This is a genomic window from Azospirillum sp. B506 (assembly GCF_000333595.1).
Classification (GTDB): Bacteria; Pseudomonadota; Alphaproteobacteria; order Azospirillales; family Azospirillaceae; genus Azospirillum.
The window spans coordinates 1-12,500 of the sequence record NZ_BADK01000995.1 but is presented as its reverse complement, the minus strand read 5'-3'; the positions used below and the strand labels follow the sequence as shown (position 1 = coordinate 12,500).

Annotated in this window: 9 protein-coding genes, 1 tRNA gene and 2 rRNA genes (1 of these 12 running past the window's edge); 10 read left to right on the top strand and 2 right to left on the bottom strand. The window is 65.2% G+C overall.

Going from position 1 to position 12,500, the window contains the following annotated elements:
- The 9 genes from I71_RS30710 to I71_RS30670 all read left to right on the top strand — a co-directional run.
- A 23S ribosomal RNA gene (locus I71_RS30710) occupies positions 1-2,574 on the top strand (it extends 173 nt beyond the left edge of the window).
- A 148-nt stretch (positions 2,575-2,722) separates the two neighbouring features.
- Positions 2,723-2,838 (top strand): 5S ribosomal RNA (gene rrf / locus I71_RS30705).
- 77 nt (positions 2,839-2,915) lie between these two features.
- Positions 2,916-2,992, top strand: a tRNA-Met gene (locus tag I71_RS30700).
- Between the two features lie 233 nt (positions 2,993-3,225).
- A complete protein-coding gene (locus tag I71_RS30695; RefSeq protein WP_042703299.1) occupies positions 3,226-4,482 on the top strand; it encodes a helix-turn-helix domain-containing protein in 1,257 nt (418 codons plus the stop codon).
- Positions 4,483-4,643: 161 nt separating this feature from the next.
- Positions 4,644-5,792, top strand: coding sequence for a flavodoxin-dependent (E)-4-hydroxy-3-methylbut-2-enyl-diphosphate synthase (gene ispG / locus I71_RS30690; protein WP_042703297.1), 1,149 nt, complete (start codon positions 4,644-4,646; stop codon positions 5,790-5,792).
- 37 nt (positions 5,793-5,829) lie between these two features.
- The gene (gene hemA, locus I71_RS30685) at positions 5,830-7,176 is read left to right on the top strand and encodes a glutamyl-tRNA reductase (protein WP_042703295.1); all 1,347 of its coding nucleotides are present in this window, start codon (positions 5,830-5,832) and stop codon (positions 7,174-7,176) included.
- The gene (gene prfA, locus I71_RS30680) at positions 7,151-8,224 is read left to right on the top strand and encodes a peptide chain release factor 1 (protein ID WP_042703293.1); all 1,074 of its coding nucleotides are present in this window, start codon (positions 7,151-7,153) and stop codon (positions 8,222-8,224) included. Before hemA ends, prfA begins: the two co-directional genes overlap by 26 nt.
- A 4-nt stretch (positions 8,225-8,228) precedes the next feature.
- Complete coding sequence (prmC, locus tag I71_RS30675) at positions 8,229-9,077, top strand: peptide chain release factor N(5)-glutamine methyltransferase (RefSeq protein WP_042703291.1); 849 nt, start codon at positions 8,229-8,231, stop codon at positions 9,075-9,077.
- Positions 9,078-9,360: 283 nt separating this feature from the next.
- Positions 9,361-9,798: a DUF4167 domain-containing protein gene (locus I71_RS30670; protein ID WP_042703289.1), complete on the top strand. Its 438-nt coding sequence runs from the start codon at positions 9,361-9,363 to the stop codon at positions 9,796-9,798.
- Between the two features lie 26 nt (positions 9,799-9,824).
- On the opposite strand, the gene I71_RS30665 is transcribed toward I71_RS30670, so the two are convergent.
- Both I71_RS30665 and I71_RS30660 read right to left on the bottom strand, forming a co-directional pair.
- Positions 9,825-10,589 carry an MOSC domain-containing protein gene (locus I71_RS30665; protein ID WP_042703287.1) on the bottom strand — a complete coding sequence of 255 codons (765 nt, stop codon included), beginning with the start codon at positions 10,587-10,589 and terminating at the stop codon, positions 9,825-9,827.
- A gap of 128 nt (positions 10,590-10,717) precedes the next feature.
- On the bottom strand, positions 10,718-11,269 hold the full coding sequence (locus I71_RS30660; RefSeq protein WP_042703285.1) for an NUDIX domain-containing protein: 552 nt from the start codon (positions 11,267-11,269) through the stop codon (positions 10,718-10,720).
- A 312-nt stretch (positions 11,270-11,581) separates the two neighbouring features.
- On the opposite strand from I71_RS30660, the gene I71_RS30655 reads away from it, so the two are divergent.
- Positions 11,582-12,500 (top strand): Clp protease N-terminal domain-containing protein (locus tag I71_RS30655; RefSeq protein ID WP_042703283.1); only part of this gene is annotated, 919 nt, incomplete at its 3' end.

The following is a 12,500-nucleotide window of genomic DNA, read 5'->3' as shown; positions in this document are numbered from 1 at the left end:
GCGAACCCGGCGAACTGAAACATCTAAGTAGCCGGAGGAAAGGACATCAACCGAGACTCCGCTAGTAGTGGCGAGCGAACGCGGACCAGGCCAGTGATTGCTTCTACATAACCGGAACCGTCTGGAAAGTCGGGCCATAGCGGGTGATAGCCCCGTACGGATAAACCGGAAGCGATCCACGAGTAGGGCGGGGCACGTGAAACCCTGTCTGAACATGGGGGGACCACCCTCCAAGCCTAAGTACTCCTCAGTGACCGATAGTGCACCAGTACCGTGAGGGAAAGGTGAAAAGCACCCCGACAAGGGGAGTGAAACAGTTCCTGAAACCGGATGCCTACAAGCAGTCGGAGCCTCTTCATGGGGTGACGGCGTACCTTTTGTATAATGGGTCAGCGACTTAGAGTATGCAGCGAGCTTAAGCCGGTAGGTGGAGGCGCAGCGAAAGCGAGTCTGAATAGGGCGACCGAGTTGCATGCTTTAGACCCGAAACCTGATGATCTAGCCATGGGCAGGTTGAAGGTGCGGTAACACGCACTGGAGGACCGAACTCACGCCTGTTGAAAAAGTCGGAGATGACCTGTGGCTAGGGGTGAAAGGCCAATCAAATCAGGAAATAGCTGGTTCTCCGCGAAAGCTATTTAGGTAGCGCGTCGCGTATTGCCGCGGGGGGTAGAGCACTGGATGGGCTAGGGGGGCGCGAGCCTTACCAAACCTAACCAAACTCCGAATACCCGTGAGCAGAGCGCGGCAGACAGACGGTGGGTGCTAAGGTCCATCGTCGAGAGGGAAACAGCCCAGACCGCCAGCTAAGGTCCCCAAATCACGGCTAAGTGGGAAAGGATGTGGGAAGGCCATGACAACCAGGAGGTTGGCTTAGAAGCAGCCATCCTTTAAAGAAAGCGTAATAGCTCACTGGTCTAGTTAAGCCGGCCTGCGCCGAAAATGTATCGGGGCTCAAGCCGTGTACCGAAGCTGCGGATGTGATCCTTGTGATCACGTGGTAGCGGAGCGTTCCGTAAGCCTGCGAAGGGTGGCCGTGAGGTCGCCTGGAGGTATCGGAAGTGAGAATGCTGACATGAGTAGCGACAAACAGTGTGAGAAACACTGTCGCCGAAAGTCCAAGGGTTCCTGCGCAAGGTTAATCCACGCAGGGTGAGCCGGCCCCTAAGGCGAGGCCGAAAGGCGTAGTCGATGGGAACCACGTTAATATTCGTGGGCCTGGCGGAGGTGACGGATCCCAACGCGTGTACGATCTTATCGGATTGATCGTGCTGTAGAGGGGTTCCAGGAAACAGCCCCGCCATATAGACCGTACCCCAAACCGACACAGGTGGACTGGTAGAGTATACCCAGGCGCTTGAGAGAATGGTGTTGAAGGAACTCGGCAAATTGCCCTCGTAACTTCGGAAGAAGAGGGCCCCGTTGGGACGCAAGTCCTGGCGGGGGGCACAGACCAGGGGGTAGCGACTGTTTACTAAAAACACAGGGCTCTGCGAAGCCACACAAGGCGACGTATAGGGTCTGACGCCTGCCCGGTGCCGGAAGGTTAAGAGGAGAGGTGCAAGCCTTGAATTGAAGCCCCGGTAAACGGCGGCCGTAACTATAACGGTCCTAAGGTAGCGAAATTCCTTGTCGGGTAAGTTCCGACCTGCACGAATGGCGTAACGACTTCCCCGCTGTCTCCAACACCAACTCAGCGAAATTGAACTCTCCGTGAAGATGCGGAGTTCCCGCGGTCAGACGGAAAGACCCCGTGCACCTTTACTACAGCTTTGCAGTGGTGCTAGGGACTTCATGTGTAGGATAGGTGGGAGGCTTGGAAGCATGGGCGCCAGCTCGTGTGGAGCCAACCTTGAAATACCACCCTTGAAGTCTCTGGCATCTAACCGTGGCCCGTTATCCGGGTCCGGGACCCTGCATGGCGGGTAGTTTGACTGGGGCGGTCGCCTCCCAAAGTGTAACGGAGGCGCGCGATGGTGGGCTCAGAGCGGTCGGAAATCGCTCGACGAGTGCAATGGCATAAGCCCGCCTGACTGCAAGACTGACAAGTCGAGCAGAGACGAAAGTCGGCCATAGTGATCCGGTGGCTCCACGTGGACGGGCCATCGCTCAACGGATAAAAGGTACGCCGGGGATAACAGGCTGATGACTCCCAAGAGTCCATATCGACGGAGTCGTTTGGCACCTCGATGTCGGCTCATCACATCCTGGGGCTGGAGCAGGTCCCAAGGGTTCGGCTGTTCGCCGATTAAAGTGGTACGTGAGCTGGGTTTAGAACGTCGTGAGACAGTTCGGTCCCTATCTGCCGTGGGTGTCGGAGTTTTGCGAGGATCTGTCCCTAGTACGAGAGGACCGGGATGGACATACCTCTGGTGCACCGGTTGTCACGCCAGTGGCATGGCCGGGTAGCTAAGTATGGACGGGATAACCGCTGAAAGCATCTAAGCGGGAAACCCACCTCTAAACCAGAGCTCCCTTGAGAGCCGTGACAGACCATCACGTCGATAGGAGGCATGTGGACGGGCAGCAATGTCTGAAGCTAAGCCTTACTAATCGCTCGATCGGCTTGATCTCGACCCCACAAACCGCGCCATGCGCAGCAGCAAGCCTGCTCAAAACAGCAGCTTGACAGCACGCGCCGCAGTTCGATACTCCTCACATCACTTGCACTGAACAAGCATATGCGCTTTTGGGAATGAGCGTCGGTCTTGTGCCTTGGTGACCTGGTGGTCATGGCGAGGTGTCAAACACCCGATCCCATCCCGAACTCGGCCGTGAAAAGCCTCCGCGCCAATGGTACTGCGTCTTAAGACGTGGGAGAGTAGGTCGCCGCCAGGTCACTCAGGCACAAGAGACGCTCAAACAAAACGCTCATGCTTGCATCTTCATCGTCCATCGATCCAAAATCAGACATCCGCGGGGTGGAGCAGCCCGGTAGCTCGTCAGGCTCATAACCTGAAGGCCGCAGGTTCAAATCCTGCCCCCGCAACCAAATCGGCAAAAGCCCGCCAAGCGTATGCTCGGCGGGCTTTTTGCTGCCCAGAATGGCGTGCATCTCCTTACCCCGTACCCACTTGTCACGACCTGTGTTCCCTGACCCGTGGTCATTGCGGTTGCGCCGCAGGGGCGGCATGTCGTACCCATTTCGCAAGTTGCATCCACGCGGATGCCCCCGCGGCGCATGCCTTTCGGTGTGCGCGCAAGCTGCGAGCAGATGGCGAGCCCATGGCCAAGCGCAAGGTTTTCGACGAATTCGATCCGGCCCCGTCCGGTCCCTCCGTCTCCGAGACTCTGCGCGCGACGCGGATGGCGCATGGCTATGACCTGCGCGACGTCGCGACGATGCTGCGCATCCGCTATCCTTACCTGCTGGCGATCGAGGAAGGGCGCTATCAGGAGCTTCCAGGCAGCACCTATGCCATCGGCTTCCTGCGCTCCTACGCCGAATGCCTGGGGCTCGACCCTGACATGGTCGTCACCCGCTACAAAGAGGAGGCCGCCGGCAGCGTCCGCCGCCAGGAACTGTATCTGCCGACGCCGGCTGCCGAAGGGCGCGCATCGGGTGGGACCCTGTTGCTTGGCACGCTGGTTCTGGCCGGCATTGTCTATGGCGGCTGGTACTATCTGTCGGCGACCGACCGCTCGGTGGCCGATCTCGTACCGACTCTGCCCGACCGGTTGGTCTCGTTGCTGGACGGCGTTCCGGCCAGGCCGGCGGAACAGGTGTCGGAGCAGTCAACCGCATCCGTCCAGCCCGGCATGGAACCAGCCGTGCCGGTCCCGGTGATCACCACGCCGGCCCAGCCTGCCAATCCGACTTCGGCAAATCCAGTTCCAGTCAGCCCGGGACAGACCGTCTCGACACCTGGGCCATCCGCCGGGTCGCCGTCTTCCACAACCCCGTCCGCCGCCGGGAAGCCGGTGCAGACTGCCACGCCCGTGCCAACGATCCCGCAGTCGTCTGCCGCGGCCAAACCGCAGGTCGCTGCCGTCCCTCCTGTGCAGCCTCCGGCTCAATCGCCACTGCCCTCCGCCACTGCCCCCGCCACCAACCAGGCTGGCGGGCAGGGCATGGTCAATGTGCCGGCCCCGCCGGCCGAGGATGACGACGAGGCGTCGCCGCAGGATCCAACTCCGCTGAACGCCGCCGCGTCTCCTCCTGCCAGCCCCGCCGCGCCGACCGCCTCGGTGCCAGCCAACGGCAAGGTCTATGGCACACTGAACACCAATGCGAAGCTGATCCTGAAGGCGACGCAGGAAAGCTGGCTGCAGGTGCGTGACGGCAGCGAGATCGTCTTCACCCGCGTGCTGAAGCCGGGCGACACCTTCCGCGTTCCCGACAAGCCCAACGTGAAGATCCGCACCGGCAATGCCGGCGGGCTTGTGGTGATGGCCGACGGTGGCGAAAGCCCGCCGCTGGGTTCTGTCGGGCAGGTGCTGCGAGACGTCGCCATCGACGGCCATGGGGTGGTGCGGCGTTGAACCGGGTGGAGGCGCGCGAGCCATGCACCAGCCATGCGTCGGCGGCGCTCCACCAACCCTCTCCCTTGAATCCCGGGTACCGGAGCGCACTTCTGGCCTGGGGCCGGCTGCGCTAGGATGCGGCAACCGGGATTGTTTCGCTGTCCAGAGGCTGACTTGAGATGACCGTGCGCGCCTACCGCCAGATCCTTCGCCGCAAATCGCGCCAGATTCGTGTCGGCAATGTGCTTGTCGGCGGCGATGCGCCGATCTCGGTCCAGACCATGACCAACACGCCGACCACCGATGTGAAGGCAACGGTGGAGCAAATCCAGTCGGCCGAGCGGGTGGGGGCGGACATCGTCCGCGTCTCCTGTCCCGACCGCGAGTCGGCCCTGGCGCTGAAGGACATCGTGCGGCAGGTGAAGGTGCCGATCGTCGCCGACATCCATTTCCACTACAAGCGCGCCATCGAGGCGGCGGAGAGCGGTGCGGCCTGCCTGCGCATCAATCCCGGCAACATCGGCTCGGCCGAGCGCGTGCGCGAGGTGGTGAAGGCGGCCAAGGACCATGGCTGTTCGATGCGCATCGGCGTCAATGCCGGCTCGCTGGAGCAGGATCTGCTGGAGAAATACGGCGAGCCCTGCCCGGAAGCGATGGTCGAAAGCGCGCTGAACCACGCGAAGATCCTGGAAGACAATGATTTCCGCGAGTTCAAGATCTCGGTGAAGGCCTCGGATGCCTTCCTGGCCGTTGCCGCCTACCAGGGCTTGGCCGAGGCCTGCGACTATCCTCTGCACATCGGCATCACCGAGGCGGGCGGCCTGCGTGCCGGGACGGTGAAGTCGTCCATCGGGCTTGGCATGCTGCTGTGGTCGGGCATCGGCGACACGCTGCGCGTCTCGCTGTCGGCCGACCCGGCGGAAGAGGTCCAGGTCGGCTACGACATTCTGAAGTCGCTGGGGCTGCGCCGACGCGGCGTCACCGTGATCTCCTGCCCCAGCTGTGCCCGGCAGAATTTCAACGTCATCAAGACGGTGGAAGTGCTGGAGCAGAAGCTGGCCCACATCACCACGCCGTTGACCCTGTCGGTGATCGGCTGCGTCGTCAATGGCCCGGGCGAGGCGCGGGAGACCGACATCGGCCTGACCGGCGGCGGCAACAACACCCATCAGGTCTATCTGTCGGGCGTCACCGACCATCGCCTGAAGGACCAGGACATCGTCGAGCATCTGGTCGGGCTGGTCGAGAAGAAGGCGGCGGAGATCGAGGCGGCAAAGGCTGCCGCGGACGCTGAAACCGGGCAAGACGTGGCTCCCGCCGCAGAGTAAGCTGCCCGGACTTCGGACAGGGACAGCGACCCTAGGCGTGACCACCACCTCCTACCTCGTCATCGGCGCCAGCCACCGGACCTGTTCCGGCGTTGTCCGCGACCGCCTGTCCACCGACGAGGCGGAAGTGGCGGGCATGCTGGAGAGGCTGCGCGCGGCGGGGGTGGGGCAGGCGCTGTGGCTCAGCACCTGCGACCGGGTGGAGGTGCAGGCGGTCCATGAACGCCCGAACGAGGCCGCCCTGGCGATTGCCGAGGCGATGGCCGACCGGGCCGGGCTGTCCACCGCGGATCTGGCGCCGCAGCTCTATACCCGCACCGGCATCGACGCGGTGCGCCATCTGTTCGCGGTGGCCTGCTCGCTCGACAGCCAGATCGTCGGCGAGCCGCATATCCTGGGACAGGTGAAGGCCGCCCATCGCTGTGCCGCCGGCGCCGGGCTGACCGGGCCGGAACTGGAGGCGGTTCTGCAGGCGGCCTATGCCGCCGCCAAGCGGGTGCGCAGCGAGACGCCGATCGCGGAGGGAGCAACCTCCCTGGCCGCCGCCGCCATCCAGGTGGCGCGCGACCTGCACGGCGACATCAGACGCTGTGGTGCGCTGCTGGTGGGATTGGGCGACATGGGCGCCCTGGTGCTGGAGGGGCTGCGCGAGGCGGGATTGCCGCGGCTGACCGTCGCAGCCCCGGTTGATCGGCGGGCGGAAATGGCGGCGCGGCGGCTCGACGGGCATTTCGCCCCCTGGGCGGATCTGGAGGCGGCGATGACCGGCGCCGATATCCTGGTGACCGCGGCCGGCCTTGGGCGCTATATCCTGACCGCGCCGATGATGGAGGCGGTGCTGAAGCGCCGCCGGCGCCGGCCGGTCTTCGTCGTCGATGCGGCCATTCCGGCCGATGTGGATCCGGCGGTGGCGGGCATGGACGGCGCCTTTGTCTATGATCTGGCCGATCTGGAGCGGGTCGCGCTGCAGGGTCGGGTCGGGCGCGAAGCCGCCACCCAGGCGGCCTGGATGATCGTGGATGAGGCGGTGGCCGCTTTCGCCCGTGACCGGGCGGAGCGCGCCGCGGTGCCTGCCGTGGCGGCTCTGCGCACCCATTTCGAGGCGGAGCGGCGGCGGCTGCTGGCAGGGCATGCCGATCTGGACGCGGCATCGGCGACGCGGCTGCTGGTCAACCGGCTGCTGCACGCCCCGTCGGAGGCTCTGCGGGCATTGGCCGCCGACGGCAGCGGCGAAGGCTTGGCCGAACGGGCCGCGGCCGAACGGTTGATGCACCGCCTGTTTAGGTTGGATAAGGTCGGGCCGGACAGGCTGACCGGCGCGGCACTGGACGAGACTGAACGGGATAAGGACGAGCGACGTGAGCCTGGACGAGAAGTTCGATAAGGTGATGGCCCGGTACGACGAGCTGCGCGACACGCTTGCGGCCGGCCTGACCGAGTCCGGCGACTTCGCCCGGCTGTCCAAGGAATATGCCGACCTCACCCCGATTGCCGAGGCTATCGCGGAGCTGAAGAAGGGCCGTGCCGAGGCCGCCGATCTGGCGGAGATGATCGCCGCTCCTGATGCCGATCCCGAGATGAGGGCGATGGCGGAGGAGGAATTCCACCTACTGACCAAGCGCATCCCGGAATTGGAGCGCAAGGTGCAGATCTCGCTGCTGCCGAAGGACGAGGCGGACGAGAAGAACGCCATTCTGGAGGTGCGCGCCGGCACCGGGGGCGACGAGGCCGCCCTGTTCGCCGCCGAGCTGTTCGAGATGTACCGCCGCTATGCCGGCCTGCATGGCTGGCGGTTCGAGGCGATGGATGTCAGCGAGACCGGCATTGGCGGCTACAAGGAAGCCACCGCCAACATCACCGGCCGCGGCGTGTTCGCCCGATTGAAGTTCGAGTCCGGCGTCCACCGTGTCCAGCGCGTGCCGGCGACCGAGGCGCAGGGGCGTATCCACACCTCCGCCGCCACCGTCGCCGTGCTGCCCGAAGCGGAGGAGGTGGACATCCACATCGACGAGAAGGATCTGCGGATCGACGTCTTCCGCTCCTCCGGTCCGGGCGGCCAGTCGGTCAACACCACCGACAGCGCGGTGCGCATCACCCACCTGCCGACCGGTCTGGTGGTCAGCCAGCAGGACGAGAAGTCGCAGCACAAGAACAAGGCCAAGGCGTTGAAGGTGCTGCGCGCCCGGCTGTATGACCGCGAACGCGCCGAAAAGGACGCGGCCCGTGCCGCCGACCGCAAGAATCAGGTCGGCAGCGGCGACCGCTCGGAACGCATCCGCACCTACAATTTCCCCCAGGGGCGTGTGACCGACCACCGCATCAACCTGACGCTCTACAAGATCGAAAAGGTCATGGCCGGCGAGGCGCTGGACGAACTGGTCGACGCGCTGATCGCCGAGGACGAGGCCGCCCGGCTGGCGGAGCTGGGGTGAGCGCATGAACCTCCGCACCCTGCGTGCCCAGGCCGAGGCACAGCTGCGCGAGGCCGGTGTCGAAACGCCGGAACTCGACGCCCGCTATCTGCTGGAACATGCGCTGACCCTTGCCCGTACCGACTTCATTACGAAATCGGAACAACTTATCCCCGATGCCGATGCCGCCCATGCCCTGGCGCTGGTCGAGCGTCGTGCGGCGCGGGAGCCGGTGGGGCGCATCCTGGGGCACCGGGAGTTCTGGACCATCGACCTTGCCCTCAACCCCGACACGCTCGAACCGCGGCCGGACACCGAGACGGTGGTGGAGGCGGTGCTCGCCGCTATACCCGACCGAAAAGCCAATCTGAAGCTTATTGATTTCGGTACCGGAACGGGTTGCATCCTGCTGGCGCTGTTGTCCGAACTGCCGAACGCAACCGGTCTCGGCATCGATCTCAGCCCGCTGGCGGTGGAGGCGGCGGCCGCAAACGCCGATCGGAATGGGCTGGCCGCCCGCGCGCGTTTCCAGACTGGCGATTGGGCCAAGGGTATCGAGGATCGTTTCGATATAGTAGTATCTAACCCGCCCTACATCCCCAGCGCCGACATAGCCACGCTGGAACCGGAGGTGCGGGAGCATGATCCGCTCCGCGCGCTGGACGGCGGGCCGGACGGGCTGGAGCCTTACCGCATCCTTGCCGCCGAACTGCCGCGCCTGCTGGTCCCCGGCGGGCTGGCCGCCTTCGAGGTCGGACAGGGCCAAGCGGAGGATGTGGCGGCGCTGGTCGAGGCGCAGGGCTTGGGCGACACCGCGATCCTGTGTGACCTTGGTGGGGTAAAGCGCTGTGTCAGGGCACGGAAAGGGCTGTAGGACGGCCACTTATCCAAAAAAACGGTTGGATCGATGGGCATTGGCGGGTAGTGTGCGGTACACGACCGCGAACCTATGGCCTGCGGAGCAAGAATCTCGGATGGTTTTCTGCCGAGCGCTGACCGCCATGGCCTGCCGCACGCAATGCGGTCGCGTCGTTTGAACCCCGTGAGCGACCCATGGAAATCGTCCATGGCGGGCTCGGTGGCCGGGCCGCAAGGCCGGATGGCCGCCGGAGCGTTCCGGGGACTGCGCTTCTCTTGCATGGGGCCTTAAGAGCCGAATGAGACAGGGACCGAACTCCAGGCGTTCGCGTGGTCGTGGCAACAGCGGCGGCGGGGGCAGCGGCGGCGGTGGTGGCGGGGGCGGCGGTGCCGGCCGGCGCCAGAACGTTCCGTTGCGTCATCAGACCTTCGACAGCAACGGCCCCGACGTCCGCATTCGTGGCAATGCGTGGCAGGTGCAGGAAAAATATCAGGCGCTGGCCCGTGACGCGATGTCGTCCGGCGACCGTGTGCAGGCGGAAAACTACCTGCAGCATGCGGAGCATTACCTTCGCATCATCAACCAGATCCAGGAATCGGAAAACCGCCAGCGCGGCGGCCAGCCCGGCAATGGGCATGGCCATCAGCCGCAGATTGCCTCGCAGGGCGGTGACGAGGACGATTTGGGTGCCGAAGACGAGACCGATGGCGAGGAACGGGCGGCCGTCAACGCCTGAGGCGTGACGTCTGCTGGACCTGTCGCTTATTCGGCCGACGTGACCGGATCGCCCACCGCGATCCGGCCGCCGCCGGTCACCCGGGCGCGCAGCAGGATCTGGCTGTGGCCGTAGCCGCGTTCCATGATGGTCGGCAGGCTGAGGTCGGCGACGCCGGTGTCCGGATTGACATCGTTGCCGGGGCTGCAGTCCAGCGCCTCAACCACCTCAAGCTTCGCACCGCCGATGGTCAATGTCCGGCCGATCCAGCCGCGTTCGGCCCAGGGATCAGGTCCGTCCACCAGCAGGTTGGCGCGCAGGCGGCGGGGATCGACCGGCTGCTTGGCGATCCGCTCCTCCAGGTCGCGCAGACTGGCGAGGTTCAGCAGCGTCACCGACGGTTCCTCGTTGTCGCCGAAGCTCCCATAATCCGCCTCGATCAGGCGCGGCATGCCGGGGACGATTCCGGCCAGGTAGGCGGCGAAGAACTGTTCCAGCAGGGTGCGGCCCATCGGCTGGTCCAACCGGCCGCGCGAAACCTGCCGGCCACCGCGGCGGACGATCAGTGCCCGGGTCGCTTCGTCGAAGTCCGTCTGCAGAACCGCCAGCTTTTCCGTGCGGTCCAGCGTGAAGAAATCGGACGGCAGGCGCCAGCCTTCCGTTTCGGTGTCCAGCGCGGCCGGACCGTGTAGAAGCCCGTACCGACGGTCGAGCGGGAGCGCCTGGCCGGCGGTCAACTCCGCGGCGGGAAGGTCCTGGCCGCTCAGTCCCTTGACGGGATAGCGGCGGATGGTGGTCAGTGTGGCGTTCATTGCACTGCACAATGAAAGGGCTCGAGCATCCCTGTCAACCGGTGCGGTGCCTGTTTCTCACCCTGCGGCTGAGGTATTGCGGACCGGATCGCCCGAACCGCCCGCTCCACCCCGCTAATCTGGTGCCGCTACCAGCGTTCGGCGACGGGGCGGCGTCCCAGAAATTCCTCCAGCCGCCGCCCTGTGGCCGGCGACAGCCCTGCCGGCAGCCGGTCGAGCGGGAAGAACCGGGCCTCCACGATCTCCAGACCGTCGGCCTTGGGGATGCCGCTCCATCCCGGCACGACGAAAACCGCCACATGGTCGCTCGCCCCGTTGCGGAAGCGGGCATAGATGCCGAAAGCCTGAGCGGGCCGGTCGGCGATCAGCCCGACCTCCTCCTGTACCTCGCGCCGCATGGCGTCGACCAGCGTTTCGCCGCGTCCGACGCCGCCGCCGGGCAGATGCCAACCCTCGACATAGCTGTGCCGGATCAGCAGGACACAGGGGGATGCCGGGTCCCGGTCGTCCAGGATGATCGCCCGCACCCCCATGGTCAGCGGCCGCGCCACCCGGTGCCAGACCCCGCGCAGGGTCCAGGCGAGGCGAAGCAGGCGGGCCGTCATGGTCCGGGGCATCGGTTGGTCGGCGGGATCGGACGTCGTGTTGGTGGGGGAACCGGAGGCGGCCAGGTCGGTCATGATGAAATCCGGAACGGGGAACCGTTGCAATACGGGATGGCGGCAGTCTAGCCGCGGGTGGCGGCGATGGTGTAGGGGGGCAATCGGCGGGTCGCGCGCTACCCCTTTTTATCGGTCCTTTTCCCGGTCCTAGGCAGTCTGGCGGAGGGAAGTTTGGCCGCGTTTCTCCACCGATAACCTTTCTGTGCCGATGGTCTTGCATGGCCTTTTACCCTGCCTACATCTTCGGCAGCATCCTTGCGGATCGCACAGTTGCGTGGATCACGTTGACCGGGCTGCCTCGCGGACGGTCGACAGGAGAAGGGGAGCATCATGGATTTCGAGCAATACACCGAGCGCAGCCGCGGGTTCATTCAGGCCGCGCAGACCCTGGCCGTGCGCCGTGGGCATCAGCGCCTGACCCCGGAACATCTGCTGAAGACCCTGCTGGACGACAAGGAAGGGCTTGCCGCCAACCTGATCCGTGCGGCGGGCGGCGACCCGAAGGCGGCGCTGTCGACAGTCGATGCCGAATTGGACAAGTTGCCGAAGGTCGAGGGCAGCGGCGCCGGCCAGCTCTATCTGACGCCCGAACTCTCCCGCGTCTTCGAACAGGCGGAGAAGGTCGCCGAGAAGGCCGGCGACAGCTTCGTCACCGCCGAGCGCATCCTGCTGGCGCTGGCCATGGCCGACGGTACCCCGTCGGGCAAGGCGCTGAAGGCTGCCGGCGTGACGCCGCAGGCGCTGAACACCGCCATCAACGACATCCGCAAGGGCCGCACCGCCGACAGCGCCAGTGCCGAGCAGGGTTATGACGCGCTGAAGAAATACGCCCGCGACCTGACCGCCGCGGCGCGCGACGGCAAGCTCGATCCCGTCATCGGCCGTGACGAGGAAATCCGACGCACCATCCAGGTCCTTGCCCGCCGCACCAAGAACAACCCGGTGCTGATCGGCGAGCCCGGCGTCGGCAAGACCGCCATCGTCGAGGGGCTGGCCCAGCGCATCGTCAAGGGCGACGTGCCGGAGGGCTTGAAGAACAAGCAGCTGCTGTCGCTCGACCTCGGCGCGCTGGTGGCCGGCGCCAAGTATCGCGGCGAGTTCGAGGAGCGGCTGAAGGCCGTGCTGTCGGAAATCCAGGCGGCGGCCGGCGAGATCGTCGTCTTCATCGACGAGCTGCACACGCTGGTCGGCGCCGGCAAGTCCGACGGCGCGATGGACGCCTCCAACATGCTGAAGCCGGCGCTGGCGC

What these genes read in the sequence shown, in the direction of transcription:
- I71_RS30695 (WP_042703299.1), top strand. Translation starts at nt 3,226, where the DNA reads ATGGCCAAGCGCAAGGTTTTCGACGAATTCGATCCGGCCCCGTCCGGT.
- ispG (WP_042703297.1), top strand. Translation starts at nt 4,644, where the DNA reads ATGACCGTGCGCGCCTACCGCCAGATCCTTCGCCGCAAATCGCGCCAG.
- prmC (WP_042703291.1), top strand. Translation starts at nt 8,229, where the DNA reads ATGAACCTCCGCACCCTGCGTGCCCAGGCCGAGGCACAGCTGCGCGAG.
- I71_RS30670 (WP_042703289.1), top strand. Translation starts at nt 9,361, where the DNA reads ATGAGACAGGGACCGAACTCCAGGCGTTCGCGTGGTCGTGGCAACAGC.
- I71_RS30665 (WP_042703287.1), bottom strand. Translation starts at nt 10,589, where the DNA reads ATGAACGCCACACTGACCACCATCCGCCGCTATCCCGTCAAGGGACTG.
- I71_RS30660 (WP_042703285.1), bottom strand. Translation starts at nt 11,269, where the DNA reads ATGACCGACCTGGCCGCCTCCGGTTCCCCCACCAACACGACGTCCGAT.